23 protein-coding genes and 1 tRNA gene are annotated in these 26,896 nt (G+C 57.3%); 17 read left to right on the top strand and 7 right to left on the bottom strand.

Annotation, left to right across the window (positions count from 1 at the left end; translation table 11 throughout):
* Window positions 1-27: 27 nt before the first annotated feature.
* Both AC0V6N_RS06895 and AC0V6N_RS06890 read right to left on the bottom strand, forming a co-directional pair.
* Entirely contained in the window at window positions 28-192 is a 165-nt protein-coding gene (locus AC0V6N_RS06895; protein ID WP_299192206.1) for a Flp family type IVb pilin, read from the bottom strand.
* Between the two features lie 112 nt (window positions 193-304).
* The gene (locus AC0V6N_RS06890; protein ID WP_486170842.1) at window positions 305-493 is read right to left on the bottom strand and encodes a Flp family type IVb pilin; all 189 of its coding nucleotides are present in this window, start codon (window positions 491-493) and stop codon (window positions 305-307) included.
* Between the two features lie 96 nt (window positions 494-589).
* On the opposite strand from AC0V6N_RS06890, the gene AC0V6N_RS06885 reads away from it, so the two are divergent.
* From AC0V6N_RS06885 to AC0V6N_RS06870, 4 genes are all read left to right on the top strand, one after another.
* Window positions 590-1,006: a (deoxy)nucleoside triphosphate pyrophosphohydrolase gene (locus AC0V6N_RS06885; protein WP_486170841.1), complete on the top strand. Its 417-nt coding sequence runs from the start codon at window positions 590-592 to the stop codon at window positions 1,004-1,006.
* A gap of 65 nt (window positions 1,007-1,071) precedes the next feature.
* Window positions 1,072-1,148, top strand: a tRNA-Arg gene (locus AC0V6N_RS06880).
* Window positions 1,149-1,436: 288 nt separating this feature from the next.
* Window positions 1,437-2,045, top strand: coding sequence for a GTP cyclohydrolase I FolE (gene folE / locus AC0V6N_RS06875; protein WP_486172439.1), 609 nt, complete (start codon window positions 1,437-1,439; stop codon window positions 2,043-2,045).
* 76 nt (window positions 2,046-2,121) lie between these two features.
* On the top strand, window positions 2,122-2,664 hold the full coding sequence (locus AC0V6N_RS06870; protein ID WP_486170840.1) for a DUF5655 domain-containing protein: 543 nt from the start codon (window positions 2,122-2,124) through the stop codon (window positions 2,662-2,664).
* Between the two features lie 77 nt (window positions 2,665-2,741).
* Here AC0V6N_RS06870 and AC0V6N_RS06865 read toward each other — a convergent pair whose 3' ends face one another.
* On the bottom strand, window positions 2,742-3,221 hold the full coding sequence (locus tag AC0V6N_RS06865; protein ID WP_486170839.1) for a redoxin family protein: 480 nt from the start codon (window positions 3,219-3,221) through the stop codon (window positions 2,742-2,744).
* A gap of 177 nt (window positions 3,222-3,398) precedes the next feature.
* On the opposite strand from AC0V6N_RS06865, the gene AC0V6N_RS06860 reads away from it, so the two are divergent.
* The 9 genes from AC0V6N_RS06860 (at window position 3,399) to trxA (ending at window position 17,019) form a co-directional block, all read left to right on the top strand.
* Window positions 3,399-3,977 carry an S-adenosyl-L-homocysteine hydrolase gene (locus AC0V6N_RS06860; protein ID WP_486170838.1) on the top strand — a complete coding sequence of 193 codons (579 nt, stop codon included), beginning with the start codon at window positions 3,399-3,401 and terminating at the stop codon, window positions 3,975-3,977.
* Between the two features lie 99 nt (window positions 3,978-4,076).
* Window positions 4,077-5,495, top strand: coding sequence for an adenosylhomocysteinase (gene ahcY, locus AC0V6N_RS06855; RefSeq protein ID WP_486170837.1), 1,419 nt, complete (start codon window positions 4,077-4,079; stop codon window positions 5,493-5,495).
* A gap of 128 nt (window positions 5,496-5,623) precedes the next feature.
* Window positions 5,624-7,969, top strand: coding sequence for a sensor histidine kinase (locus AC0V6N_RS06850; protein WP_486170836.1), 2,346 nt, complete (start codon window positions 5,624-5,626; stop codon window positions 7,967-7,969).
* Window positions 7,966-8,421 (top strand): tRNA (adenosine(37)-N6)-threonylcarbamoyltransferase complex ATPase subunit type 1 TsaE, encoded by a 456-nt coding sequence (gene tsaE / locus AC0V6N_RS06845; RefSeq protein ID WP_486170835.1) that lies wholly within the window; start codon window positions 7,966-7,968, stop codon window positions 8,419-8,421. Before AC0V6N_RS06850 ends, tsaE begins: the two co-directional genes overlap by 4 nt.
* The gene (locus AC0V6N_RS06840) at window positions 8,418-9,416 is read left to right on the top strand and encodes an aminoglycoside phosphotransferase family protein (protein WP_486170834.1); all 999 of its coding nucleotides are present in this window, start codon (window positions 8,418-8,420) and stop codon (window positions 9,414-9,416) included. Before tsaE ends, AC0V6N_RS06840 begins: the two co-directional genes overlap by 4 nt.
* Window positions 9,413-10,138 carry a nucleotidyltransferase family protein gene (locus AC0V6N_RS06835; RefSeq protein WP_486170833.1) on the top strand — a complete coding sequence of 242 codons (726 nt, stop codon included), beginning with the start codon at window positions 9,413-9,415 and terminating at the stop codon, window positions 10,136-10,138. The genes AC0V6N_RS06840 and AC0V6N_RS06835 overlap by 4 nt, the downstream gene beginning before the upstream one ends.
* Window positions 10,131-13,160 carry a PD-(D/E)XK nuclease family protein gene (locus tag AC0V6N_RS06830; protein WP_486170832.1) on the top strand — a complete coding sequence of 1,010 codons (3,030 nt, stop codon included), beginning with the start codon at window positions 10,131-10,133 and terminating at the stop codon, window positions 13,158-13,160. Before AC0V6N_RS06835 ends, AC0V6N_RS06830 begins: the two co-directional genes overlap by 8 nt.
* Entirely contained in the window at window positions 13,157-16,648 is a 3,492-nt protein-coding gene (gene addA, locus AC0V6N_RS06825; RefSeq protein ID WP_486170831.1) for a double-strand break repair helicase AddA, read from the top strand. Before AC0V6N_RS06830 ends, addA begins: the two co-directional genes overlap by 4 nt.
* Before the next feature lie 50 nt (window positions 16,649-16,698).
* On the top strand, window positions 16,699-17,019 hold the full coding sequence (gene trxA, locus AC0V6N_RS06820) for a thioredoxin (protein ID WP_486170830.1): 321 nt from the start codon (window positions 16,699-16,701) through the stop codon (window positions 17,017-17,019).
* Window positions 17,020-17,107: 88 nt separating this feature from the next.
* Here the strand turns inward: trxA and AC0V6N_RS06815 are convergent, their stop codons facing one another.
* The 3 genes from AC0V6N_RS06815 to argJ all read right to left on the bottom strand — a co-directional run bounded on the left by AC0V6N_RS06815 (window position 17,108) and on the right by argJ (window position 19,437).
* Window positions 17,108-17,293, bottom strand: coding sequence for an SEC-C metal-binding domain-containing protein (locus AC0V6N_RS06815; RefSeq protein ID WP_486170829.1), 186 nt, complete (start codon window positions 17,291-17,293; stop codon window positions 17,108-17,110).
* 99 nt (window positions 17,294-17,392) lie between these two features.
* Complete coding sequence (locus AC0V6N_RS06810) at window positions 17,393-18,214, bottom strand: inositol monophosphatase family protein (RefSeq protein ID WP_486170828.1); 822 nt, start codon at window positions 18,212-18,214, stop codon at window positions 17,393-17,395.
* Window positions 18,211-19,437 (bottom strand): bifunctional glutamate N-acetyltransferase/amino-acid acetyltransferase ArgJ, encoded by a 1,227-nt coding sequence (gene argJ, locus AC0V6N_RS06805; protein WP_486170827.1) that lies wholly within the window; start codon window positions 19,435-19,437, stop codon window positions 18,211-18,213. Before argJ ends, AC0V6N_RS06810 begins: the two co-directional genes overlap by 4 nt.
* Window positions 19,438-19,526: 89 nt before the next feature.
* Here argJ and AC0V6N_RS06800 point away from each other — a divergent pair, with 89 nt between their 5' ends.
* The 4 genes from AC0V6N_RS06800 to AC0V6N_RS06785 all read left to right on the top strand — a co-directional run bounded on the left by AC0V6N_RS06800 (window position 19,527) and on the right by AC0V6N_RS06785 (window position 24,259).
* Window positions 19,527-20,225: an energy transducer TonB gene (locus AC0V6N_RS06800; RefSeq protein WP_486170826.1), complete on the top strand. Its 699-nt coding sequence runs from the start codon at window positions 19,527-19,529 to the stop codon at window positions 20,223-20,225.
* Between the two features lie 83 nt (window positions 20,226-20,308).
* Window positions 20,309-20,584: a hypothetical protein gene (locus AC0V6N_RS06795; RefSeq protein WP_486170825.1), complete on the top strand. Its 276-nt coding sequence runs from the start codon at window positions 20,309-20,311 to the stop codon at window positions 20,582-20,584.
* A gap of 130 nt (window positions 20,585-20,714) precedes the next feature.
* Window positions 20,715-23,477 (top strand): preprotein translocase subunit SecA, encoded by a 2,763-nt coding sequence (secA, locus tag AC0V6N_RS06790; protein ID WP_486170824.1) that lies wholly within the window; start codon window positions 20,715-20,717, stop codon window positions 23,475-23,477.
* A gap of 32 nt (window positions 23,478-23,509) precedes the next feature.
* Window positions 23,510-24,259, top strand: coding sequence for a sulfite exporter TauE/SafE family protein (locus AC0V6N_RS06785; RefSeq protein WP_486170823.1), 750 nt, complete (start codon window positions 23,510-23,512; stop codon window positions 24,257-24,259).
* Between the two features lie 6 nt (window positions 24,260-24,265).
* On the opposite strand, the gene AC0V6N_RS06780 is transcribed toward AC0V6N_RS06785, so the two are convergent.
* Entirely contained in the window at window positions 24,266-26,839 is a 2,574-nt protein-coding gene (locus AC0V6N_RS06780) for a putative bifunctional diguanylate cyclase/phosphodiesterase (protein ID WP_486170822.1), read from the bottom strand.
* Window positions 26,840-26,896 lie beyond the last annotated feature (57 nt).

Genomic DNA, 26,896 nt, shown 5'->3' with positions numbered 1-26,896 from the left:
CTCTCTTTTTCAGATAAGTCGTTAGACTTAGCCAGCCATTTCGGTCTGAACTTCTGAGAAGGTGTCGCTGAGAGTGTTACCCAGTGAACCCATTGCAGTGATTGCAGCAACAGCGATAAGAGCAGCGATCAGGCCGTACTCAATTGCAGTTGCGCCCTGCTCGTCACGTGCGAGTTTGTTGAAAAAGGTCATTATAAGTCTCCTGGTTTGGTCTTCGGTACCCGTGCCCACTCAAGAAAAGTGAACAACAATGTGGGGGATAGTCGGTAGCTATTGAAAAACTCCTAATTCGCAGCCTTTCGATTTAGTTACCGTTCATGGCCTCCACAGACGCAGTCTCAACTTCACTCCATGTATCCGATGTCGCCGTGGCTACGCCTTGGAGAGCACCGATCATCGCAATGACGATAAGACTCACGATCAGTCCGTATTCAACAGCGGTGGCACCCGAATTGTCGTTTCCAATGTGCTTAAGGAATGTCGTCAATTTCATGAGATCACCCGTTGGTACGTTTCTGATGACCCTCAAATCGCGGTTCCACGTTAAGAAAAGGTTGAGAGAGCGCTTTGAGATGGAAAAAAATCCGACATGAGTGATGATGTGATGTGGGTTGTGGCAGGGGCATTGAAGGGGGCAGATGGCACCTGGCTGATGCACAGGCGGCCCGAGGAAAAGCACCATGGTGGCTTGTGGGAATTCCCTGGTGGGAAGGTCGAACCTGCTGAAATTCCAGTAAAAGCTCTAATTCGTGAATTGCGAGAGGAGCTTGGCATTGTCATTGCCGAGAGCGATTGCGAACCGGTTTGTTTCGCCGAAGAAGCGGCGCAAGATGGCTCGAAACCGATTGTCATCCTGCTTTACATAGTGGCGGAGTGGGCAGGGGACACAAAAGCGCTCGAAGGCGGGCGAATCGATTGGTTCACGCCGGAAAGAATAGAAAAATTGGACAAACCACCGCTCGATCGGGCCCTTGCGCGTGCTTTGTTCAAAAAAGAGGCCGGTTAAGGCGCAGAACGGCAAAGAAGGGATTGCCAAGTACGCCAAGCCCCCTTATGTGCCGCCTCTCTCGCGCGCCAGTAGCTCAGCTGGATAGAGTACCTGACTACGAATCAGGCGGCCGGAGGTTCGAATCCTTCCTGGCGCGCCAAGAAAGCCCATACCGAAAGGTGTGGGCTTTTTTGTTTTCCGAAGCATTGCTCACGAATAAAGGCTGCAATCTCCGACATGCTCCTTATATGGGGATCGGAGAGAGCCGCCCGGATTGCTTGCACCATTTTCAACTTTGTGAGTTGCAAATTTCGCAGGGAACTCATTGACCGGGCTAGGGTTTTTTACGTGGGATCACAATTAGGAAGTGACGGGCCAAGCACCGGGTCCATCTGCTTACCATGAATAGGTCGCTTTGCGGCTACAGAAGGGTATTGCTATGAATTACATGAGCCACGACGATGATTTTGATCCGGACAATCCATTGAACAAACCTGACGTACCCGAAGACGTACAAGACGCCGTTCGCACAATCCTGCGCTGGGCCGGTGATGATCCTGAGCGTGAAGGGCTGCTTGACACTCCTAAACGGGTAGGGCGCGCATGGCTTGAGTATTGCCGGGGCAATCAGGAAGACCCGGCCATGCATCTCAGCCGTATTTTCGAAGAAGTCGGCGGCTATGATGAGATCGTCCTTCTGAAAGACATCCCCTTCCATTCCCACTGTGAGCATCACATGGCCCCGATTAAAGGCAAGGCACACATTGCTTATCTGCCTGATAAAAAGGTGGTGGGCATCTCAAAGCTTGCGCGTGTGCTACATGGCTATGCCAATCGCCTTCAGGTGCAAGAGCGCCTGACCGCAGAAGTTGCCGAATGCATCTGGAACAATCTTGAACCGCGCGGCGTCGCCGTCGTGATTGAAGCCGAACATGGCTGCATGACCGGCCGCGGTGTTAAAGTGCATGAGGTTGAAATGCTGACCAGCCGCATGATGGGCTGCTTCCTTGAAGATCACCGCAGCCGCAAGGAAGTGATGAGCCTGATGGGCTTTTGATTCGAAGGTCTTAGCCTGACGCCCTTTTTTTGAAGCTGACTGACATGTAGTCTCGTCCCTTAGAGAGAGAGGGACTATGTCGACAGTGGACAAACAGCTTGCAACGATGCTCGCCAATCTGCCGGAGAAAACCGGTAAGCCGCTTGATGAGTGGCTCAAATTGGTCAGCGCATCAGGCTTGGACAAGCATGGCAAAATTGTCGCGATGCTTAAGTCTGAGCACGGCGTCACGCACGGTTTTGCAAATCTGATCGCGAGTGAGGCTTTAAAGAGCGATGTGCCATCGGATCCGGTGAGTGAGCAATATTCTGGCGCTAAGGAAGCGCTGCGGCCCGTCCATGATGCAATCGTCGCTTTTGCAAAAGGGCTGGGTGATGACGTGGAGGTCGCTCCCAAAAAGACCAGCGTCAGCCTGCGCCGCAAGAAGCAATTTGCGCTGATCACTCCTGCGACCAGGACCCGCATTGATCTTGGGCTGGCATTGAAAGGTGACGAGCCATCGGGGCGGCTGGAGACGTATAATGCGATGTGTTCACACCGAGTGAGGTTGGAGAGCACCGATCATTTCGACAATGAGGTCAAAGCTTGGATGACAGAAGCGTATTCGCGTTCAGGGTGACGTAGCCGGCACGGTGAACCAATAAAAAGGGCGCCTCAATCGGGCGCCCTTTTTCGTACTCGTGGTTTAGCCCGAGCTTAAAGCTGATCCAGCATGTGTTCTGCGCTAGAGACTTTGAAATCGCCGGGTGCTTCGACATTCAATTGCTCGACCACGCCATCATTGATGACCATTGAGAAGCGCTGGCCGCGCTTGCCCATGCCAAACCCGCTGCCATCCATGGTGAGGCCAACGGCTTCAGCGAAGTCAGCATTGCCATCGGCAAGCATGGTGATGTCATTTGACCCCGCAGCGGAATTCCATGCGCCCATTACGAATGCATCGTTCACGGCGGTGCCGACAATTTCGTCGACGCCTTTGGCTTTCAGATCCTCGGCCTTCTCGACGAAGCCGGGCAAGTGCTTGGCAGAGCAAGTCGGAGTGAAGGCGCCGGGGACGGAAAACAGGGCAACCTTCTTGCCGGCGAAATATTCGGAGGCCTGAACCTGCTGTGGCCCTTCGGCTGTGGCCTTTACCATGGTCACATCGGGAAGCTTGTCGCCTACGGAAATTGTCATTGCTCGTCTCCATTGCTGATCTGTGTCGCACCCGGCGGGGGCGTTCGACGATAGATATAGGGGCAAGACAATCGCGGTTAAAGTCGCTTTACTTTGCAAGTTGAAGATCGAGTAAACTTGGCCGTCCTACTCTTTGTCATTTTCGGGGAAACCTTGAAGGGCAGAGGAGAACACCAAATGCGAAATTTGCGCAAATTCACCGCAGCCATCGCTGCGCCAGCCATGCTCGCTGTGATTGCGGTCACGCCTGCCAACGCGAATACAGACTTTGACGGCGTGACCGTCGCGAGCCCAACCTTCAATGGTGCGGCCAGCATCCGCCGCCTCAACATAATGCTGATGGTTACATCGCTGCGCTGCCGCAAAGGATCGCATGATTTCAGTGCCGAATATGACATGTTCGCAAGCGCCCACAGCCAGAACATCGCCAGCGCGCATAGCGAAATGGTCAGTGAGATGTCTGCGACTTACGGCCAAGAGGGTAGCGAAAGAGCGCTCGATAGAGCCGGTGTGACGATCGCGAATCGTTATGGGCAAGGACACCCCACGATGGGCTGTGCTGACTTGAAACAGGCAACGCTTCGATTGGCGATGAGCCAGGACCGGGTCCGTCTGGTGCATATGGCAAACCAATTGCTCGCTGATGGCGGTGCCCAAGCCACACAATCAGAGCCGCGCTCAATTCCTGAGGGAAGACCAGCGGCGCGCGATACAAGCGTTCCGGTGACGCAAGTGCCCATTTGGCTAAGGGGTTAACACCCATATAGAGATATAAAGAAAACTTTATATTTGCTTGTAAGCGGAGAGGCCGCTAGGGGCGCGGGTAACACAAACACCCCAGTTCCGGAGAAACCCATGGCCACCGCCGCGCCGACACAAGAACACATTATCCGCGACATCAGCCTTGCGCAGTATGGTCGCGACGAAATCGCTATTGCCGAAACCGAAATGCCGGGCCTGATGGCTCTGCGCGAAGAATATGGTGCATCACAGCCGCTTAAAGGCGCGCGCATCACCGGTTCGCTACACATGACGATCCAGACAGCAGTTCTGATCGAAACGCTTGTCGCTCTGGGTGCCGAAGTGCGCTGGGCGACCTGCAACATCTTTTCTACTCAAGATCACGCCGCTGCTGCGATTGCCGCGCAGGGTATTCCGGTGTTTGCCATTAAAGGTGAAACGCTGGCCGATTATTGGAATTATGTTGGCCGCATCTTCGACTGGTCGACCGATGCCGATCCAGATCTGACCACCAACATCATCCTCGATGATGGCGGTGATGCCACCATGTTTGCGCTGTGGGGCGCACGTATTGAAGCGGGCGAGGAAATGCCTGCTCCGCAAAATGCCGAAGAAATCGAAATGCAGAAGGCGCTGAAAGCCTATGTTGCAGAAAAGCCCGGCTACCTCACCAAAACCGTCAAGAACATCAAGGGTGTTTCCGAGGAGACCACCACCGGCGTCATGCGCCTTTATCAGATCTCCAAACAGGGCAAACTGCCTTTCCCGGCGATCAACGTGAATGACAGCGTGACAAAGTCAAAGTTCGACAATCTGTATGGTTGTAAGGAAAGCCTCGTTGATGCGATCCGCCGTGCAACCGACGTAATGCTGGCTGGTAAAGTCGCTTGTGTTGCTGGCTATGGCGATGTGGGCAAAGGCTCTGCGGCCTCACTTCGTGATGGCGGCGCGCGCGTCATGGTCACCGAAGTTGATCCGATTTGCGCTCTTCAAGCGGCGATGGACGGCTACGAAGTGGTTGCCATGGAAGAAGCGTGCAAGCGCGCTGATATCTTCGTGACCGCAACCGGCAACGAAGACGTCATCACCGGCGAGCACATGAAGAACATGAAAAACATGGCCATCGTATGCAACATCGGCCATTTCGACAGTGAGATCCAGATTTCCGCGCTCGACAATTATGAGTGGAAGGAAATCAAGGAAGGCACCGACATGGTCACGCTTCCTGATGGCAAAAACCTGTTGATCCTTGCCAAGGGTCGTCTGGTGAACCTGGGCTGCGCCACTGGCCACCCAAGCTTCGTGATGAGCGCAAGCTTCACCAACCAGACACTCGCGCAAATCGAATTGTTCACCAAGTCAGATGAGTACAAGAACGAAGTCTATGTGCTGCCTAAGCACTTGGATGAGAAAGTGGCCGCGCTGCACCTTGAAAAACTGGGTGTGGAACTGACTAAGTTGAGCCAGAAGCAAGCCGATTATATCGGTGTGCCAGCGGCTGGTCCGTTCAAGCCGGATCACTACCGCTATTAAGTTTTGCGCGCTGAAACGCGTGCAATTGAACAAAACATCGAAAAGCCCTCGCAAGTGGACGCATTTGCGGGGGCTTTTCGCGTCTTCGCCAGTTGCAACAAACGCGCTGCCAGCATAGCTCAGCACTGATGGAACTTTCACCGCTTGCCCTGATTGGAATTGCGCTGCTGCTGGCCGGTTGGACCATTGCGGCTGCGATTATGATCTTGCGCGCGAGTGCCAAGACAAAACGCACCAAAGCTCTGCAAACCTCGCTTAAGCGGATGCAGCACATGATCGACGGCGCGCCAGCGATCCCGTTGCTTGTCCGCGTTGATGGCCGGATCGAAGCCCCTGAGCGGCTTGCGCGATGGCTGGGGCTGGACGAGGTTCCGCAATATTTGAGCGAATTGACCGGCGACGATGGTGCAGGACTTTCCAAAGCTCAGGTCGATGAGCTGAGCGAACATGTCCGGGTGACGCAGAAGAGCGCGAGCCCGTTCCAGATGATCGTCACACCGCCCGGATCGCGCAAAAGCTTGTCCTTGCAAGGCGCCTTGGCTGATCCTCAGGTTTCGCCAGGCGGGGCGGCGATCGTTTGGGTGTTCGATTTTACCAATAGCGAGGAAGAGCTCGTCAAACTGCGCAGCACCGCTGAACGCGCGCAATCCGATTTCTCGGCGTTGATTGGCCTGATTGAATCGGCACCGATGCCCATGTGGTTCCGTGACAGCGGAATGCGTTTGCGGCTGGTCAACAATGCCTATGTCGAAGCGGTTGGTGCAGAGAGCCTTGTCGCCGTGGTCGAGGATCAGGTGGAACTGCTTGAACCCGAGGGCGGGCGTTCCCCTGCGCAGATTGCCCGCGAAGTGCTTGACACGCAGCAGGAAAACCAACGCATTGATGCTGTCACAATTGACGGGGAGCGGCGCAGTTTTCGGGTAAGTGATTTGCCGCTCGGGTCAGAAGGCGTCGCAGGATACGCGATCGATATTGAAGAACAGCAGCAGGTCACCCGCGATTTCCGCGCGTTTCGCGATGCGCAGCGTGCGATGCTGGATCAGCTTTCGGTTGGCGTTGCGCAGTTCAATTCGAAGGAACAGCTGACCTTTGCCAATCGCCCATTTCGCCGTCAGTTTGGACTGTCGCCGGGCGTGGTTGAGAGTGCCATGCCGTTTGAGCGTTTCCTGTCTGATGCGCGCGAACATGGTAGCACGCCAGAAGTTCGCGACTTTCCGGAATGGCGCGCTGAACACCGGGCTTGGTTCGATACGCCGGATACCAAGGAAGAGAACTGGCCGCTGTCAGGGGGAACGCATTTGCGCATTGTGGCGCAGCCTATGCCCGATGGCGGTCTGGTGATGATTGCTGAGGATCGCACCGAACAACTCGCGCTTTCAGCTACCCGGGACACGCTGCTTCGCACGCGCACAGCGACGTTGGACAGCTTGTTCGAAGCGCTCGCAATCTTTTCGCCCGATGGTTCTGTGCAGCTGTGGAATCGCAGCTTTGCTGGCACTTGGGGGCTCGACGCAGAGTTCCTCGATACGCATCCAAGCGCGGAAGGGCTGCTAGAGGCGATTGCGAAGAATTTGGCACGTCCCGCTCAGTCGCAAAGCATTGGCGCGGTGGTGCGCGCCGCGACGCTCGACCGGCGTGAGAAGCAGGGGCAAGTGGTGCTGGCCGACGGTCGGACTTTGCGATTTGCAGGGGTGCCGCTGCCCGATGGCAATGGCCTGCTGACCGTGCTCGATATTACCGATACGGAGAAGGCTGAAAAAGCACTGCGAGAGCGCGCAATTGCTTTGGAAGAAGCGGACGCGGTGAAGGCCCGCTTCCTTGCCAATATGTCCTACGAATTCCGTACCCCGCTCACCACAATTGGCGGCTTTGCCGAGCTTTTGCAAAGCGGTGCTGCGGGCGAAATGAACGATCAGGCAGGTGAGTATGTCGATGCCATTTTGTCGTCAGTTGAGCGTTTGACCGAGCAAGTCGAAAACGTCCTCGACCTATCGCAAAGCGAGGCTGGCCTAATGCCTCTCGCCAAGGAAGAGATCGACTTGCTGCCGTTCGTCAGCGGCTTGGTTCGTGATCGTGAAGAGGTGATTGTGGCGGCAGGCCTCGGCCTTGACCTGAAGGGTCGCCGCGGTCGCAAGGTTGACGCTGATCCGCGCCAACTGGGCCGCGCATTGGGCAACATCCTCGACAACGCGATTGAACACACGCCTCAAGGCGGCCAGATCACGATTGAATTGCCAAAGCCTGAGGATGGCGATGCATGGCGCGGCATGATCATCATCAGCGACAATGGTCCGGGCATGACGCCCGAGGAATTGGCAATCGCTGAAGGTCGGCTTGATACAGGAGAAGCAGGCGAAGTTGCCTCAGGTCTCGGCATCAGGTTAGCGCGCCAATTGGTAGAAGCGCATGATGGCACGTTTGAGCTCGCAAGCGAGAAGGGCCGAGGCACCATCGCGGCGATCACTCTGCCGTGAGCGGTGACGTCCAGCACTCACTTCCCGACCTTGCAGCGGTCGCGCCCTTTGCAGCCAGAATTGCTGGCCAGCTGCGGGCAGGGGATGTCATCGCTCTGGAAGGCGGGTTGGGAGCCGGCAAAACCACTTTAGCCCGCGCAATACTCGCCTCGCTTGGCTATCAAGGCGAAGTGCCCAGTCCCACTTTCACGATCATCGAAACCTATGACGCGCCGCCATTACGCGTGCCTGTCGTTCATGCCGATTTTTATCGGTTGGAGCATCCCAGCGAGGTCGAGGAAATCGGGCTTGACGATTATCGCGAAGGAGCGGTTTTGATCGCGGAATGGCCCGATCATGCGGGCGGCTTTGCGCATGAAGCGGCCTGCCTCACGATTGTGTTGGAAAGTTCGGGCGAAGGCCGGATTGCGATTGTGAAACCGGGCGCAGATTGGTTAGGGCGCATGCCATGAGTGATTTGCCTAAAGGCCTTACAGAATTTGTCGCAAAAGCAGGCTGGGGGGCGGCAGCGATTGAGCCGATCCCCGGTGATGCATCGTTCCGCCGCTATTTTCGCTTGCGACATACAGATGTGACACTGCCACAGACCGCAATGCTGATGCATGCGCCGCCGCCAGAGGAAGACCCCAGCGATTTTCTGCATGTTGGCAAATGGCTAAACGATCAGGGCCTTCGCGGGCCGAAGATTTACGCAACCGATGCAGCGGCGGGCTGGGTTCTGCTCGAAGATTTCGGCGATGACCGGATGCGCGACTGGCTAGACGAAAATCCCCATGCTGAAACCGCCGCCTATACCGGCGCGATTGAGGCGTTGGTGGAGCTGCATAAGCGCCCCGCTGGACCTTTCCCGCCTTACGACATGGCCGTCTATCAACGCGAAGCTGCTCTGCTAACCGAATGGTACTGCCCGGCTATGGGCTTGGCTGTGGATGAGGCTGGCTATACCGCTGCATGGGAAGAGGCGCTTGCCCCGATGATCGCGCACGCTGCTCAGCCTGTGACGGTCCTACGGGATTATCATGCAGAAAACATCATGCTGCTCGGCGACCCAAATGCGCGCGCACCGCAAGGTCTGATAGATTTTCAGGACGCGCTTGTCGGGCATCCCGCCTATGATCTGGTTTCGCTGCTGCAAGATGCGCGCCGCGATGTCTCGCTGGAGCTAGAGGCAGGAATGCTTGATCTGTATTCCAAGCTGGCGGGCGCAGACACTGATTTTCTCGCCGATTACGCCCGGCTTGGTGCGCAGCGCAATGCGAAGATCGTTGGCATATTTACCCGCCTGCATAAGCGCGATGGGAAGCCGAAATACCTCTCAATGATACCGCGCGTTTGGGATGCGATGGAGCGTGATTTGAAGCATGAGGCGCTTGCCCCCGTGGCCGGGTGGTTCGATGCCAATATTCCGCAGGAGCTCCGCGCAAAAGGTGGGGGCACCATCGCATGAGCAAAGCGCGGCCGCTCGTATCCGACACAGCAATGGTGATGGCTGCCGGAATGGGCAAACGCATGCGCCCGCTCACGGCTAGCATGCCCAAGCCGATGGTTCGGGTCGCTGGAAAACCGCTGATCGACCACGCGCTTGATAGGCTCGGCGAAGCTGGCGTCGCTAAGGCGGTCGTCAATGTCCACTATCTGGCCGACAATCTCGAAGCGCATGTGAAAGATCGCAGCGCGCCTAACGTCATCATTTCAGATGAGCGTGATGCCTTGCTCGAAACGGGCGGCGGAATGATAAAGGCGAAGGCGCATTTGCCTGATCCGTTTTTCTGCCTGAACGCCGACAATATCTGGCTTGATGGTCCGCGCGATGCGTTTCATGATCTGTCGCAGCGATGGGATCCGGACACGATGGACGCGCTGCTGCTGCTGGTCGGCCATGCGCGTGCGGCGAATTTTGCAGGCAAGGGTGATTTCTACATGGACCCTGTTGGCAAATTGTCGCGTCGCCGGTCTGGCCGCATCGCTCCCTTTATTTACACCGGCATTCAACTGGTCTCACACCGCCTTTTGCGCGATGCGCCGCAGGGTAAGTTTTCGACCAATATCCTTTGGAACCGGGCGATTGAGGAGGGGCGGCTTTACGGCGTTTCCTTCACCGGCCAATGGTTCGAAGTCGGCACACCTCAGGCCATCAGGCCCACCGAAGACGCGTTAAAGCGTGGGTGAACGCGGCGCGCCAGAGATCTACTCGATTGCTGCGCATCGCGGCTTTGCCGATGCATTGGTCGCAGGGATTGTGCCACGGTTTGCTGAGAATGACGTTGGCCTTGCGCGGCTGACCCTGTTGGCGCCCAGCACCCGCGCTGCACGCACTCTGTCGGAAGCTTTCATTCGTTACACCGGTGAACAATCCCAGTCAGGGATGCTGATGCCGCGCATGGTGACGGTGGGTGATCTCGACCTGGATGAGGCATTGGGCGCGCTGCTCGATCCATTGGGCGCAAGCGATATTCCTCCCGCCGTTGAGCCAACGCGGCGTTGGCTGGAGCTGACCGAGCTGATCGCGACTGAACGCGCAGAGCAGGGCGATCCACCATTGCCAGGTGCGGCCTTGCTGCGCTTTGCCAAAGAGACGGCGCGCACGATTGATCGCCTTCTGGTTGAGGAGAAATCGCCAGAGGACCTCACCAGCGATGCTGTGCTGGATATGCTGGGCGATTTGTCGGGCCATTGGCAGCGCTCTTTGCGGACCTTTGCCCGTGTGCAAGCGCGCTGGCGCAATCGGCTAGAGGAACGCGGCGAGGTTGATGCTGCGACCCGGCGCAATATGCTGTTTGACCGGGCGGCGAAGCGTTGGCGCGAGGAACCACCCGCAACGCCCATACTGGCCGCTGGCGTCACCAGCGCATCGCCAGCGCTCGCCCGGATGCTTCGCGTTATTGCAGAGCTGCCCAATGGCAGCGTGGTGCTGCCAGATCTTGACCTCTCACTGGCTGATGAAGCGTGGGATGAGCTGGGCAGGGCTGGCGCTGCGCCAGAGCCCGGCGGGGAACTCTTTGCCACCAAAGACGCGGTCACTCACCCGCAATACCACCTCAAACTGCTGCTCGAACGCATGGGCATCGCGCGCGCCGAAGTGCGGCCATGGCACCGAAAGGGAATGGCTGCCTCTCCGCCTGCGCGCAGCGATGCGATCAGCTCGCTGTTCCTGCCGCCCAAGGCAAGCCGAAGCTGGGCAACGCTTGATCAAGATAAGCGCCGCCTTTCAGGTCTGCGCCTGATGACCAGCGCTACGGCAGAAGAAGAAGCGCAAGCCATCGCGATGTTGGTGCGAGAGGCCTTGGATGAGCCGGAGAAACGGATCGCTGTCATCACCGCTGACCGATCTTTGGCGCGCCGGGTGTCACAGCATCTTGAGCGCTGGAATATCCAAGCTGATGATTCTGCAGGTCGCGCGCTGTCTTTAACCCCAGCGGGCCGCTTGATGGGATTGCTGGGAGAGCTTGCCTCGACTGGGGCCGCGCCTGCGCAACTGATCGGGTTGCTCGCCCATCCTTTAGTGCGTTCCGAAGATGGCGAAGTGCGCGGTGCGTGGCTGCGAAACCTGCGATTGTTCGACCGCGAACTGCGCGGGCCAAGTCCTGCGCCGGGCCTTGCGCCTTTGAGCGAAGTTGCGCGTAAGGCTGGCGTTGCGGAATGGTGGGATGAGGTCGAAACGATCGTTACGCCGCTATTGGAGCTGCCGTCTGAGCTGTCACTAGCAGATGGTCTGGATGCGCTGGCGGTGGCGGCAGAGACATTTGCCGCAGACGCTGTTTGGTCGCGCGAGGATGGGCGGGCGCTTTCGCCGCTCATCGAAGATATTCGCCTCAATGCCCGCGCCGTTGGTACGCTCATCACGCCTGCCGACCTTGCTAGCATTTTGCGCGACGCGATGGAGGAAGTGGCGGTTCGCCCGCCTTATGGAGGTCACCCGCGCGTTGCGATTTTTGGCCTGTTGGAATCGCGTATGGCGCGCGCTGATCTGGTGGTTTGTGGAGGCTTGAACGAAGGCAGTTGGCCGCAAATTCCCGGCGCTGATGCTTTGCTGGCACCGGGTGTGTTGCGCGCGCTCGGCATACCGTCTTCGGATTTTCGCATAGGCTTGGCCGCGCATGATTTGGCGGGTGCGATGGGCGCGCCGCAAGTTGTGCTAAGTCGATCACAGCGCGATGCGGACGGGCCGACATTGCCCTCGCGCTTCTTGCTTAGGGTGGAAGCGTTGCTGGGTGATCTTGTGACCGAGCATCGAGAGACCCGCATCCCCGCGCTTTTGCCTCAGTTGGGCCGTACGGCAGAGCCAGCGCCCGATTATCCACGCCCGGCGCCGCGTCCCAATGCAAGGCAGCGCGAGGTTGATATCAAAGTTACCGCCCTCGACCGGCTGCTGGGCGATCCGTATCAATTCTATGCGCAGGAAATACTGAAGCTGCGCAAGCTCGATCCGCTCGCCGCTGACCCGTTCAGCGATCCTGCGCTGCGAGGCACTTTGGTGCATGACATTCTGGATGCCTGGCACAAAGCGCGCGTGGCGCAGCCTGATTTGGGGATCGTCCCATTTGCCAAGCAGCAATTTGAAAAGGCTGAGGTCCACCCTTTGTTCAAGGGGCTATGGCAACCCCGCATCCTCGCCGCGTTAGAGCGGTTCGAGGAGTGGGTTGATGAAGCAGTTCAAGAAGGCCGCGTGGTCATTGCCACGGAGGCCGACGGCGCGATGGACGTCGACGGCGTGCGGGTTCGAGGCCGTGCAGATCGGATTGACCGGATGGAGGACGGCACGCTCGCCATTGTCGACTATAAAACCGGCGGTCCGCCAAGCGCCGTGCAAGTTGAGGCCGGGTATGCGCTGCAAATGGGACTGCTCGGCCTGATCGCGCGCGACGGCGGGTTCAGCGCTGGCGAGCAGGTCATCTCAAACGATGCGACGCAGTTCGAATTCTGGTCCCTTGCCAAGAAGAAGGGCGAGTTTGGCTATATCGATCAACCGATCAAGACGGGTCGCAAACGCTCTGGCCTGACGCCTGAAGAATTCCTGCCCGCGCATGAGGCGTTCTTGCACGATGCGATCTCAAAATACCTTAAAGGTGACACGCCTTTCACTGCCAAGGAGAACCCAGATTGCCCCGGTTACTCCGATTACGATCAGTTGATGCGGCTAGAGGAATGGGTGATCCGGTTGAGCGCAGCTGATGGGGAGGGCGCATCGTGAGCGGCGCAGTCTTCCCGCTTCAGGGTAGTCAGCTTGCCGCTGCCAATCCGCGCGACAATGTGTGGCTGTCTGCCTCCGCCGGCACGGGCAAGACGCAGGTTCTTTCCGCGCGCGTATTGCGGTTACTGCTTACCCCCGGTGTCGATCCTGCGCAGATTTTATGCCTCACTTTCACCAAAGCGGGCGCCGCAGAAATGGCGAACCGCATCAATGCGGTGTTGGCGCGCTGGGTGCGGCTTGATGCAGTGAAGTTGGCGCAGGAATTGTCGCATTTGGGGGCAGATTTCGGACCCGATACACAGGCCCATGCGCGCACTTTGTTTGCAAGCGTTATAGATTGTCCGGGAGGCGGCCTTCGGATCGATACGATCCACGCGTTTTCGCAATGGCTGCTCGCCAACTTTCCTGAAGAAGCCGAACTCACCCCCGGCACGCGCCCGATGGAAGACCGCGAGCGCGAATTGCTTGCGCGCGAGGTGCTGACTGAACTCTTGCAAGAGGAAGGCGAGGCGTCTGCGTTCGCCAGCGCGGTCGCGAACTATTCCCGCACCAAAGAGCCCGATGCCCTGCGCCAATGGCTGATGCGCTGCGCGGGTGCTGCGGAATTGTGGGAAGGCCCCACGGCTTGGACAGCGCCAATGCGTGATCGGGTCCTGCGGCTGCTTGATATGCCCGCAAATGCAGATGCAGCTTGGGCATTTGAGGGCCTGCATCCCGATGTATTCCCCGATGATCACATCCGCGCCATGGTCCCGATGCTCAATGAATGGGGCACGAAAACAGCCGACAAATGCACCGCCTTTCTGAGTGAGTGGCTGGGCCTGGATCATGAGCCGCGGATTGAGGCAGTTTCGGGGTTCCGTGGCACTTTGCTGAAAGCTGATGGCGATCCTGCTCTAAACCTCAAAAAACCGCGCGATACCTATCCGTCCTTTGTCGAAGGTCAGGGATTGGTTGCCGATGCGGTGGCCATGGTCGCAGAGCGAAAGGCGCTATTTGGCCTTGCTGAATTCCTCACCAGTGCGCTTGAGATGGGCCGGACATTTGCGCTGCGCTGGGAGGAAGCCAAGGCGCGCGAAGGTCTGCTTGATTTCGACGATCTGATCCGCAAAGCCGCACGCTTGCTGGGCAACACCGATGCAGCGGCATGGATACGATACAAGCTCGATCGCAGTTTTGACCATGTCCTGATCGACGAAGCGCAAGACACGAACGAAGCACAATGGGACATAGTCTTTGCGCTGATCGACGACTTTTTTGCAGGCGAAGGTGCACGCGGGGACAAGGTCCGAACACTCTTCACCGTGGGCGATTACAAGCAGGCGATCTTTGGCTTTCAAGGGACCAGTCCTGAAAACTTTGAACGCGCAAAGCACAAGGTTGAGGCGCGGATCGAGGCGGCAAAAGCCCATGCGCATGAGCTACGCGAAACACGCAAACTGCCAACTTGGAATGAGCTTGATTTAGGGCGTTCCTTCCGCACGGCTCTTCCCGTGCTCGATTTCGTCAACCACGCGATGGATGCAATTGGGCACAGCGCGTTTGGCCTGACTAAACCTGCCGAGCCACATTTAGGCGATGATCGCGCAGGGCTGGTCGCGCTGTGGGATCCGATCACCAGCACATCTGATCTGTCGCCAGACGAGGATGATAATCGCGACTGGCTGCCTGCGCATGACACTTTACTTGCGGACAAAATTGCGGAGCAGGTTCGCCGCTGGGTTTCGGAAGAGGAACCCTATGTCCTTGAAAAAGGAGAACGGCGCCACGCGGAGGCAGGCGATATCATGGTACTTGTGCGCAAGCGCAAGGATTTGGCCGCGCAAATCGTTGCCAAACTGCATGCAAAAGGTGTGGCGGTTGCCGGTGTTGACCGGCTGAGATTGGGCAATCCGCTGGTGGTGAAGGACATCATGGCCGCACTGCGCTTTGCCGCGCAGCCGCTTGATGATTTGAGCCTCGCCAATCTGCTTGCATCACCGCTGATCGGATGGACTCAGGACGATTTGCTTGCTCACGTGCCGCGCGCGCCGGGTAAGCGATTGTGGGATCATTTGCGGGTGAGCGATGAGCCGTTCATCGCCGCATCGGTTGCCAAATTGCGCGACCTGTTGGCGCGGGCAGACTTTGAAACACCCCAAGCTTTGATTGCGTGGCTTCTTAATGGCCCGGGGCAAGCCCGGCGCGAGTTGATCTCCCGGCTTGGGCGAGAAGCGAATGATCCGATTGATGAGCTGGTCAATGCAGCCTTCGCCTACCAGGCTGCTCATGTCCCCAGTCTTGCCGGATTTATCGAATGGTTCGATGCAGGCACGGCAGAGCTAAAGCGCGATGCGGATGAAGCGACCGGACAAGTGCGGGTGATGACTGTGCACGGGTCAAAGGGCTTGCAGGCTCCCATCGTAATCCTTGCCGATGCAACCGGTGATCCGGGGCAGGGGAGCGCCCTCAGCTTGGCCGATGATCCTATTGGAGTTGGAGAAGATAAGGCTCGTTCCGTCCCGCTGCCCTCATTGTCAAAAGAGGAGAAAGTCGGCCCAGTGAGTTCCGCACAAGAGCGTGCGAGCATCGCTGACATGCAAGAGCATTGGCGGCTGCTATACGTGGCGATGACGCGGGCGGAAGAGGCGCTGTTTATCGGTGGCTCGCTCGGGCCAAGGCAGGCGGAGAAGGGGCCGAGCGAAGACAGCTGGTATGCGCGGTTGGAGCCTGTGTTCGAAAGCCCGCCGCTTGAGGACTCGATTTGGGGTGTGCGGCGCGAATGGGGGATGCGCGCTGATCCCATTGCGGGCAGCGAAGTGTCTGCACCAAAGGAAAAGAGCGTCGAGCTGCCCACATGGTTGACCGCGCCAATCGGGGCCGAGCCGGTCCCACCCAAACCCCTTGCTCCAAGCAATGCGGGTGAGGAGCAGGGCGGCGAACCACCGCTTGCGCCCGATGCAGCCGCGATTGCCGCGCGGCGCGGGGTTTTGATCCATCGACTGCTTGAGCGCCTACCGGATATTGCAACTGATGCTCGCGAGGAAGCCGCGGCCAATTGGCTTGGTCGGCAGGCGGGTGATCTGGACAAGGCGGTTCGCAGCGAAATGGTCGCAAGCGCGCTCAAAGTGATCGACCATCCCGATTTCGCCGAACTGTTCTCCGGCAAATCTCTTGCCGAGGTTCCACTGACGGCAACGATTGGCGGTGTAGTGGTGGCGGGCAAAGCGGATCGCCTCTTGGTCGAAGAAGACAAAGTCACCGTGGTCGATTTCAAAACCACCCGGAGACCTCCTTCATCACTCGAGGCGGTGCCAAAACCCACGCTTCGGCAGATGGCAGCTTACTCAGCTGGGCTTGAGGCGATCTATCCGGGGAGCGTAGTCCGAGCTGCAATCCTCTACACTCATGCACCGCAATTGATCGAAATTCCCGCAGTTACACTCGCTGCGCACAAGGATCGTTTGGGGGACAAGCAGGAAAGCTATGCCCCGCTGCGTATTGAGTGAGACGCATAGCGCGCCTAAATCAGGTCCAACGCAAATTAGGAGAAGCCGCTATGGCCACCGTAAACGTAACCGATGATAGCTTCCAAGCTGACGTGCTTGATAGCGATAAGCCCGTTCTGGTTGATTTCTGGGCGGAGTGGTGCGGCCCATGTAAGATGATCGCTCCTGCGCTTGAAGAAATCAGCGAAGAGCTGGGCGAAAGCGTCACCATCGCCAAGATGGACATCATGGAAAACACCGGTGTCCCCGCCGATATGGGCGTGCAATCAATCCCGCTCATGGTGCTGTTCAAGAATGGTGAGCCGGTTGCGCGCAAAGTAGGCGCGGCCCCGAAAAGCCAGCTTAAAGAATGGATTGAAAGCGAGATTTGATCAAATTAGGGGCGCCCCAAGCGAGCGCCCCTTTTTTTGATTTAGCGCCAGTAATCATGGCGTTCGGACCCATCGAAAGCGGCCTGATTTAAGGCAGCACTTCTTGAAAGCACTTTCCGGATCCACACGGGCATGGGTCTTTGCGACCGAGCTTTTCTAGCAGCTCTTTGTCACCGCCAACGAAGCGATGGCCTCGTTTCACTCGTGTTTCGGATGGGAAGCCCTTGCGGCGCTTAGATGTGCGCTCGAAAGCAAGGGAGGTTTGAGAGATCATTCGTCTTGCGTGCCATGACAGCCTCCTCTTGTTGAATTGTCAGGTATTGGCCTCCACCCCATTACGGTGAGCCTTCCGTGAATGACCAGCGGTTTGCGGTTAATCAGCGGGCATGTACCCCACGCTGAGCAGTTTTTTCGCCAATTCATCAAACAATCCGCGGCTTGCAGCCCCGACCATGCCTTTGCGGCCGTCGTCGACGCGGTAGGGTGAGCCATCGGGGCGCAGGCATGCACCGCCTGCTTCGTTGAGAAATAGGCACCCGGCCGCATGATCCCACGCTAAAGTCCGCTCGTAGATAGCCAGATCATGTCCGCCAAAAGCGGTCAGCGGATATTGCTCTGCGGCGGCACCTGGAGCGGCGATGAGCTGGTAGTGCGGCTCAATCTCCGCCTCGAAAATCGCGCGTTGGTCTTCGCCCATGAACTTTTTCATCGCTGCCAGATGCGGGGGCGTATCGCCTGATGCGTTCGCTTCGATGCGCGTCCCATCCACAAACGCCCCTTCGCCGCGCTTGGCATGGCACAGCCGGTCGCGTTGTGGATCATAAATCCAGCCAGCCACCGCCTCACCGGCATCGGCGAGCGCGACCATGATCCCGAAATGCCCTTCGCCGTTGGCAAAATTGGCGGTGCCGTCAAGCGGATCAATGATCCAGCATTGCTGACTCAAAGCATCCAAGACTGAGCTGTCCGCATGGGCCTCCTCTTCGCCCACAACCGGCACTCCGGGGGCGAGTTTGGTGAGGGCTTCGGTCAGGAAGGTTTCAACTTCGCGATCAACGATCGTGACCGGATCATCCTCGCCTTTCAGCTCAACCTCATCCTCGGCCAGTTGGCGATAGCGCGGCATCATCGAATTGCGCGCAGCGAAGCGCATCAGGTCGAGCATTTCAGCGTCAAGCGCAGAGAGTTCGCTCATGACCTGTAATCCGCATTGATCGAGATATAGCCGTGAGTGAGGTCGCAGGTCCAAACGGTGGCGTGACCGTCACCCATGCCAAGTTCAACGGCAAGGTCTATCTCCTGACCCTTCAAATGCTCAGCCACCGGTGTTTCATCGTAGTCATCTACCGGCAGGCCATCACGCGCCGCCCAAACGCCGCCAAACGCGATGGAGAGCTTATCGCGGTCCGCTGGTTCGCCCGCTTTGCCTACCGCCATGACGACACGGCCCCAATTGGCGTCTTCGCCGGCGATGGCCGTTTTGACGAGCGGCGAATTGGCGATGGCAAGGCCCACGCGGTGCGCGCTTTCATCGCTGGCGGCGCCTGACACGCGCACGGCGATAAATTTGGTCGCGCCTTCGCCATCGCGCACGACCAATTGCGCAAGTTCACGGCAGACATCGTGTAATGCAGCGGCGAAGGCATCGGCGCCGGGGCTGTCCCACCCCTCAATCCTGGCATTACCCGCTTTGCCGGTTGCAAAAGCCAGCACGGTATCGCTGGTGGAGGTGTCTCCATCCACTGTGATGCAGCTGAAGGTTTGCGTGTTGGCGCGGCTGAGCACCTCTTGCAGGAAGGCAGGCGCGACATCGGCATCAGTGAAGACGTAGCCAAGCATTGTCGCCATGTCAGGCGCGATCATGCCGGAGCCTTTGATGATCCCGCAGAGTTCCACCCGCGTGTCAGCAATCATGGCTGAGGCATGTGCGCCCTTATTGAATGTGTCGGTGGTGGTGATGGCGTGTGCGGCGTCTTCCCAGGTGCAGCTTTGCGCAGACAGGGCTGCTACAACGCCTTCGCGCGCATTGTCTTTGGGTAGCGGCACTCCGATTACGCCGGTGGACGATACGAGCACTTGCGATGCCTCGCACGACAAGGCCTCTGCCACCTGAGCTTGGATGGCCTCAACCGCTTCGCGCCCGCGATAACCGGTAAAGGCGTTGGAATTGCCCGCATTGACGATCAGCGCGCGCGCTGCCCCGGATTTCACTTGCTCCCGGCCCAATTCCACTTCGGACGATGCGCACGCGCTTTGAGTGAATACACCTGCGACCGAGGTGCCTTCGTCCAATTCGATGAAGGTCAAATCCGCGCGATCCCAATCCTTGTAGCGCGCATGCGAGACACGCAGCCGCACACCGTCGATTGCGGGCATTTCAGGGAAGGGCCGGGCTAGTGAAGACGTCGCAATATCCATGTCTGAGGCCCGTAATGCGGAAAAGGCCACGCTGCAATTGAGCTGCACGGTTGTTTTGCATTAAGGTGCTCGCACGTAAGGGGTCCTGCATGATCAAAACACTCAAATTATTCGCATTTTTTTCCGTTGCATTGGCCAGTGGCGCCTATGCTCAGGATCATTCTGAAGTGGTCGAGCAAGCGGTTGAGGCGGCGGCTGAGGCTGCGCGCGATGCCACACCGGCGCCTGCTCCACTTCCACCCGGTGACTACACATCTGGACCAGAACTACTCGATTTCAACGCATTACAGGCCCGTCCTGATGAGTATCCGGAAGCTTCCTGGGGTGCGGGTGAAGAAGGCGCGGTCTATTATGAGCTGGCTATCGGCGCGGATGGCAAAGTGCGCGATTGCACAATTATTGATAGCTCAGGGTACGAGGCACTTGATGCGCGGACATGCAAGATCGCGTTTGCTCGCGGCGAATTCTCTCCTGCAACCGATAAGGACGGCAATCCGGTTGCGGGCATCCACCGCGATTATCAGGTTTGGGAAATGCGAGAGCCCGAGTTTCCGGGACCTGCGGTGATCCATGTCGAATTCACTGTGAACGAAGCGGGCGAGACAATCGATTGTGATGTCATTGAAGTCAGCGGAGAATTGAGCCGCAGCACAAGGCGTTCGATTGAAAGGGAGCCGTGCCCGGGAGTGAACCGTCCAGCGCGCGGGCTTTATCGCGACGAAAATGGCGTTCCCGTTGCGAAGCGTGTGCGTTTGCGTGTCGAGATTGAGACCGAGACCGTTGAATGATCGCTCAGCTATACTTCCAACTGTCGCAATTGGGGCACTATACACGGTGGACGAAACCGGCATTTGAGACTATCTAAACCGAGATGACGCGCAAACTATTTGCCCTTTTTGCCCTGCTATCGGGTCTTGCCGCTTTAAGCGGGCCGGCTGCTGCGTCTTCCTTTGCGCCGACTTCTACCTGCGATGCCAAGGTTGCCTCCGTCTCTGACAGGGGCAGTGAAAGCAACCGCGTAGAGGCGAGAAAGCTCGTCAAATCAAAGGGTCAGGCGACAAGCACTAGCGAGACAGAGCGTCAGATTGCCGTGCCAAAACGGCTGCGCGCGCCCCTATTGATGGGTGTTGAGCGCGCGCTGGAATAGCGCGGTCCAAAGATTTTCTATTGTAACGCAGCTGATCCGTCGGCGCGTACTCCCTTACATGATCATGCACTGGGTCGGCCCACACCAAGGGGCCGCGTGCACCACATAAAATTCAAAGGCTTTCCCCCTTATGTTCGACAAACTCGTCAAATCCGTCTTCGGTTCTTCCAACGACCGTTACGTCAAATCGCTCGGCAAGATTGTCGATAAGATCAATTCACTCGAGCCCATGATGCAGGGGCTTTCTGACGAAGCTCTGAAGGCACAAACGGATAAATTCCGCGAGCAGCTCGATAACGGTTCGACCCTTGACGAGATCATGCCCGAGGCGTTTGCGACCGTGCGCGAGGCATCGACGCGCGTCTTTGGAATGCGCCACTTTGATGTGCAGTTGATCGGCGGCATCGTGCTCCACCGCGGTGAAATCGCGGAAATGCGCACGGGTGAGGGTAAGACGCTGATGGCGACGCTCGCCGTTTACCTCAACGCGATTGAGGGCAAGGGCGTCCACGTTGTGACTGTGAATGATTACCTCGCCTCACGCGATGCGGATTGGATGGGGCAGCTGTACAATTGGCTCGGCCTCAGCGTTGGCGTGATCATCCCCAATATGGATGAGATGTCGAAGCGCGACGCTTACAATGCCGACATCACCTACGGCACGAATAACGAGTTTGGCTTTGACTATCTGCGCGACAACATGAAGCATGAGCGCGCGCAAATGGTGCAGCGTCCCTTCAATTTCTCAATCGTGGATGAGGTCGATTCCATCCTGATCGACGAAGCACGTACGCCGCTGATTATTTCAGGCCCGACAGAAGATAAATCAGACCTCTACGTCGCGCTTGATGAGGTTGCGAAAGAGATCCCTGAAGAGTGGTACGACAAGGATGAGAAGACCAAGAACATTCAGCTGAACGAAGACGGGCTGGATCAGGTTGAGGCGATCCTGATTGAGAAAGGACTGCTAGAGACCGACAACCTCTATGACGTTGAGAACACGCAGGTCGTGCACCATTTGGATCAGGCGCTGAAAGCGGTGCACATGTTCCGCCGCGATGATCATTACATCGTGAAGGACGATAAGGTCGTCATCATTGATGAGTTCACCGGCCGCATGATGGATGGCCGTCGCTGGTCAAACGGTCTGCACCAGGCGGTTGAAGCCAAAGAAGGCGTCAAGATCGAGCCTGAAAACCAGACGATGGCCTCGATCACTTTCCAGAACTACTTCCGCATGTATCCAAAGCTTTCGGGCATGACCGGTACGGCTGCAACTGAAGCGGCGGAATTCTGGGACATTTACAAAGTCAATGTCGTTGAAATCCCGACCAATAAACCGGTCGCGCGCGTCGATGAAGAAGACGAGTTTTACAAGAACACAATGGACAAGTTCCAGGCGATCGCAAAGACGATCCGGGAGCATAATGAGAAAGGCCAGCCCATTCTGGTGGGCACCGTCTCGATCGAAAAGTCCGAATTGCTGAGCCAGTTTCTTGATAAGGAGGGCGTGAAGCACGAGGTCTTGAACGCTCGCCAGCATGAACGCGAAGCACATATTGTGGCGCAGGCGGGTCGCATTGGCGCGGTGACTATTGCCACCAACATGGCGGGCCGCGGCACCGATATTCAGCTGGGCGGTAACCTGGATTTCCGCATCGAAGATGAATGCGGCGCGATGGAAGATGGTCCTGCCAAGGACGCAGCCATTGCCAAAATCACCGAAGAAGTCGCTGCTGAAAAGGCGCAGGTTCTGGAAGCAGGTGGGCTATTCGTATTGGGCACTGAGCGGCACGAAAGCCGCCGGATCGACAACCAGCTGCGTGGCCGTTCAGGCCGTCAGGGTGATCCGGGTCTTTCGCGGTTCTATCTGTGTCTTGAAGATGATCTTTTGCGCATCTTTGGCCCAGACACTCTGTTTGCCAAAATGATGAACTCTAACCTCGAAGATGGTGAGGCCATTGGGTCTAAGTGGCTTTCGAAAGCCATTGAAACCGCACAGAAAAAGGTTGAGGCGCGCAATTACGATACGCGTAAGCAAGTCGTCCAATACGACGATGTGATGAACGACCAGCGCAAGGTCATTTACGAACAGCGCGGCGAGATCATGGAGTCCGAAACGGTCGATGATGTGGTGCTTGATATGCGTCACGACACGATCAATTCGGTCATCGCCAGCACCTGCCCTCCCGGATCCTATCCCGAGCAGTGGAACGTTGAGGGACTTAAAGAAAAGCTTGAAGACGTATTCGCCATCACGCCGCCAATCGATGAATGGTTGGAAGAGGACGAGGTCGATCAGGAAATCTTCGAAGAACGCATCCGCGCTCAAACCGATGAGATGATGGATGCGAAGATGGCCAAAAACGATCCAGGCATTTGGCGCTTGGTCGAAAAGGACATCCTTCTGCGTCAGCTCGATTTTCACTGGAAAGAGCATTTGGCAACGCTCGATGCGCTGCGTCAGGTGATCTGGATGCGCGGCATCGCGCAAAAGCAGCCGATCAATGAGTATAAGCAAGAGGCGTTCGGCCTGTTCGAAAGCATGCTCGACACACTTCGCGAGGAAGTGACCAAGCTGCTGTTCAAGTCAGAACTGCGCATCGCTCAGCCTGAAACGGAGGCTTTGCCTGATTTACCAGACTTCCTGACTGGGCATATCGATCCGCTCACCGGTCTCGACAACTCAGGCGACGGGGACGGTTCGGCGGAGCGGCCTGAACTGTTCGGCTCGCTGGCTGGATCACCGCGCGCGGCATCGGGGCCCGGTGGGGCAAACACAGATGACCCTTATGCCAACCTCGGTGTGAGCCGGAATGCGCCGTGCCCTTGCGGGTCAGGCAGCAAGTACAAGCATTGCCACGGAGCCGCAGGCGCGCGCCAACCGGCGTGACCTTTATGCAGGTTGCAGGAGCGCAATAGGCTGTGCCGCTGATTGTGCTCCTCACATTGGGTTTCTTCGTCACCGCGCTGCTTTACGCCAGCGTAGGGTTCGGCGGTGGTTCGACCTATGCCGCTCTATTGGCGCTGTCAGGGCTTGATCATCGCGTGCTGCCGCTGGTTGTGTTGGCTTGCAATATAGTGGTGGTAGCAGGCTCAACTCTGCGGTTCGGGCGGGCGGGCGTTATCCCGTGGAAAGGCGCCGCGATCCTGACCGCCCTTGCAGCGCCCGCCGCATTTATTGGTGGCACAATCCCACTGGAGCGAGATGCGTTCATGCTGCTGTTGGGCGCTAGTCTGGTTCTGACAGGTGCAACGATGCTGATCCCTGTTGGCGACAGCGTCGATGCTCAGCCTACTCGCTTTGCAAGCGCGATGCCGTTTGCCGCGGCTCCGATCGGCTTTTTGGCTGGCTTGGTTGGGATTGGGGGAGGGATATTCCTCGCGCCACTTTTGCACCTGACCCGCTGGCGGAATGCGCGCGCGATTGCAGCAACCGCAAGTTTTTTCATCCTGATCAATTCGCTGTTTGCGCTTGCAGGTAAGCTCTTGGCCTATGGCTGGTCGACTTTTGGCGGCGCTATCGCAGAGGCGCTGCCGCTGCTGATCGCGGTGGTGATCGGGGGCCAGATTGGCAGTTTGATGGCTGTGAAGTTCCTGCCGATGCGGTGGATCAGATGGCTCACAGCAGCTCTGGTCACGCTGGTAGGAGCGCGATTGATCCATGGCGTTTAGCTGCCGTTAGGCTGCAGCGCGATTTGCTGATTTATCGAGGTTTGCGGTCGATGCCTGTGGCCGGCCAAAATGGAAGCCCTGCAGGCACGAACATCCAAGATCGGTCATTGACTTGGCTTGGCCAGCATTCTCGATACCTTCAGCTGTCACATCGATGTTTAGCGACTGAGCAAGAGCAACAATTGCGGTTACAATAGCCCGGCAACGTTCTGAACCGGCCGCTGCTGATTGCACGAACTCCCGGTCGATCTTGATCATCGAGAAGTCCATTTTCTCGATATAGTTGAGCGAGGAATAGCCCCGGCCAAAATCATCGAGGGCAAAGGATACGCCCAAGACTTTGAGGCTCGCCAGCAGACGTTCAACATCCGCATTCAGCTCAAGCACCATGGTTTCGGTCACCTCGAGGATGAGGCGCTCGGGTTCAAGGCCGCTATTCGCAAGAGCCTGCGTCGCGGTGTTGAGGAACGCCGGATCTGCCATTTGCAACGTTGAAATATTGACGCACAATTTGGTCTTGTCTGGCCATTGCGCAGCTTCTGCACATGCGCTCTGAAGCATCCAGCTGCCAAGCCTGTCGATCAGGCGCGCTTCTTCGGCGAGTGGGATAAAGGTGCTTGGCGGAACCACACCGCGTTCAGGGTGGGTCCAACGCATAAGCGCCTCATAGCCCATGACTTTGCCATCTGCGCCTTTGACGATTGGCTGATAGAAAATCGACATTTCGCCGTTTTCAACCGCGCTTTCTAGGTCTTTTTCAAGGCTTGAACGCTCGCTCAATTCATCGCGCATTGCATTTTCATAGACGACGCATGTGCCGCGCCCTGCATCTTTCGCAGCGTAGAGCGCAAGGTCAGCATTGGTCATATGTACGCTGGTTGAGACGGCATCGGCCACTTCGGCAAGGCCGATTGACGCACCGATGGTCATAACATCGCCGTCGATCAAATAGGGGCGGCTCACGTCGCGAATGACATTGTGTGACAGAGCGACCGCTTCTTCCATGGTCATACCTTCCGGCATGATAATGGCGAATTCGTCACCGCCCAAACGGCCCACGACCGCATCGTCACCGACGGCTTCTTGGAACCGTTTTGCAAATTGGACGAGCAATTGGTCGCCCGCTGCATGGCCGAACAAATCGTTGATCTGTTTGAACCGATCAAGGTCGACAAAACCAAGGATTGCAGGTGAGCTCGCGTGTCGTTGTCCCTCGCTCACTTCTTTGAGCAGCGTGTGGAAATGGTCGCGCGAATGCACGCCGGTTAGGCCATCATGCTGGATCACGTGAGTAAGCTTGGCGTTTGCTTCTTTGATCCCTCTGCGACTGCGGCTCACCGTGCGAAGGATGAAGAGCGCACCGATAAAGGCCAGGATGACCAGAGCCACAACCGAGCTGAGCAAGATCACCTGGTTCTGCGCGGCAGATTTCTCAAATGAGAGTTTCTCAATCTCAAGATCGCGGTTTTCTGCGTCAAAGCGCGCTGAAAGAAGCGCATTGTTTGCAGCAGATGACAAGTTTTGCGCCTGCGTCTCGATCCTTTGGAAGGCCAAGAGGTGTTCGTTTGCCAGGCGATAATTCCCGGTCTGTTCATACACCATGTAAGCGGTATCGTGGAAATCACGGAAGAACGGTGACGTTTCGCTCAGGTCCTCGCCTTCGAAAGTCATCACGACATATTGTTCGGCCATAGCCGTTTGACCTTGGGTCAAAGCAAGCTGCGCCTTCACGCCATACAGGAACGGCTTCCATTCACTTGCGCCAGCATCGGCAATCTGAAGGCCGCGAGTGACGGTCGCGTCAGCCGCTGCGTAGTCGCCAGCCAAATACTGGGTCGATGCGATGTTGGTTAGGATGCGAGCTTCAAGAAGCGGGCTGCCCATTTGCTCTGCCACCACCAGAGCGGAGCGGAACTCCGCTTCGGCTTCGGTAAAGCGCTCCAGCTCTTTATATGCGTTGCCCTTATTATTGTGGGCAGACAGCGCGAGGTTGGGGTCTTCCGGATATGCGTCGCTTGCTTGGCGATAGTAATTTAGAACGCGCTCATAGTCGCGCGCATCGGAATAGAGCGATCCGATATTTTGTAGAACGATGGCGCGGCTGCGATCTTCGCCCAGCGCTTCGTAAAGCTCGTGCGCTTCGAGGAATGATGAGAGCGCGATGCCAAATTCACTGCGGTTCACATTCAGGGTCGCTTTTGACCGCAGCAGATCGGCGTGCAGTTTTGACCCGGCAAAGTTGGCGACGATTTCAGACAGAGCACCTTCGATGATGCTTGCCGCTTCATCTGCACGATTGAGGCGCATCAATGATTCGGCTTCGAGCCATTGTGCGGTCAATCGAGATTTTTTGGCTTCGTCGCTATCGCCTTCGACCAGTGATTTGGCTTCGCGAGCATGTTCAAGAGCCGCGGCGGAGTCCGCCATCATGTTCGACTTTGACTGTGCAATCGCTTCGTCAAAGGCAGACAGCGGCGCTTGGGCTTCGGCCTGTCCAAGCTGCGCGGCAGCGGGAACGGCATTGAGTGCGAGAAGGGCGGCGAGAACCGGCGCACAACGTTTGTGCAGATCGTTTGGCATTTCGTCCCCCTTGTCTTCTCTTTGATCCAGTATCCTCGTTAGGCTGCCTGGTTAACT

This window comes from Erythrobacter sp. S57(2025) (genome assembly GCF_057365055.1).
The sequence above is the reverse complement of the archived record's forward strand: the minus strand, read 5'-3'. Positions and strand labels throughout refer to the sequence as shown.

What these genes read in the sequence shown, in the direction of transcription:
- AC0V6N_RS06895 (WP_299192206.1), bottom strand. Translation starts at nt 192, where the DNA reads ATGACCTTTTTCAACAAACTCGCACGTGACGAGCAGGGCGCAACTGCA.
- AC0V6N_RS06890 (WP_486170842.1), bottom strand. Translation starts at nt 493, where the DNA reads ATGAAATTGACGACATTCCTTAAGCACATTGGAAACGACAATTCGGGT.
- AC0V6N_RS06885 (WP_486170841.1), top strand. Translation starts at nt 590, where the DNA reads ATGAGTGATGATGTGATGTGGGTTGTGGCAGGGGCATTGAAGGGGGCA.
- folE (WP_486172439.1), top strand. Translation starts at nt 1,437, where the DNA reads ATGAGCCACGACGATGATTTTGATCCGGACAATCCATTGAACAAACCT.
- AC0V6N_RS06870 (WP_486170840.1), top strand. Translation starts at nt 2,122, where the DNA reads ATGTCGACAGTGGACAAACAGCTTGCAACGATGCTCGCCAATCTGCCG.
- AC0V6N_RS06865 (WP_486170839.1), bottom strand. Translation starts at nt 3,221, where the DNA reads ATGACAATTTCCGTAGGCGACAAGCTTCCCGATGTGACCATGGTAAAG.
- AC0V6N_RS06860 (WP_486170838.1), top strand. Translation starts at nt 3,399, where the DNA reads ATGCGAAATTTGCGCAAATTCACCGCAGCCATCGCTGCGCCAGCCATG.
- ahcY (WP_486170837.1), top strand. Translation starts at nt 4,077, where the DNA reads ATGGCCACCGCCGCGCCGACACAAGAACACATTATCCGCGACATCAGC.
- AC0V6N_RS06850 (WP_486170836.1), top strand. Translation starts at nt 5,624, where the DNA reads ATGGAACTTTCACCGCTTGCCCTGATTGGAATTGCGCTGCTGCTGGCC.
- AC0V6N_RS06840 (WP_486170834.1), top strand. Translation starts at nt 8,418, where the DNA reads ATGAGTGATTTGCCTAAAGGCCTTACAGAATTTGTCGCAAAAGCAGGC.
- AC0V6N_RS06835 (WP_486170833.1), top strand. Translation starts at nt 9,413, where the DNA reads ATGAGCAAAGCGCGGCCGCTCGTATCCGACACAGCAATGGTGATGGCT.
- trxA (WP_486170830.1), top strand. Translation starts at nt 16,699, where the DNA reads ATGGCCACCGTAAACGTAACCGATGATAGCTTCCAAGCTGACGTGCTT.
- AC0V6N_RS06815 (WP_486170829.1), bottom strand. Translation starts at nt 17,293, where the DNA reads ATGATCTCTCAAACCTCCCTTGCTTTCGAGCGCACATCTAAGCGCCGC.
- AC0V6N_RS06810 (WP_486170828.1), bottom strand. Translation starts at nt 18,214, where the DNA reads ATGAGCGAACTCTCTGCGCTTGACGCTGAAATGCTCGACCTGATGCGC.
- argJ (WP_486170827.1), bottom strand. Translation starts at nt 19,437, where the DNA reads ATGGATATTGCGACGTCTTCACTAGCCCGGCCCTTCCCTGAAATGCCC.
- AC0V6N_RS06800 (WP_486170826.1), top strand. Translation starts at nt 19,527, where the DNA reads ATGATCAAAACACTCAAATTATTCGCATTTTTTTCCGTTGCATTGGCC.
- AC0V6N_RS06795 (WP_486170825.1), top strand. Translation starts at nt 20,309, where the DNA reads ATGACGCGCAAACTATTTGCCCTTTTTGCCCTGCTATCGGGTCTTGCC.
- secA (WP_486170824.1), top strand. Translation starts at nt 20,715, where the DNA reads ATGTTCGACAAACTCGTCAAATCCGTCTTCGGTTCTTCCAACGACCGT.
- AC0V6N_RS06780 (WP_486170822.1), bottom strand. Translation starts at nt 26,839, where the DNA reads ATGCCAAACGATCTGCACAAACGTTGTGCGCCGGTTCTCGCCGCCCTT.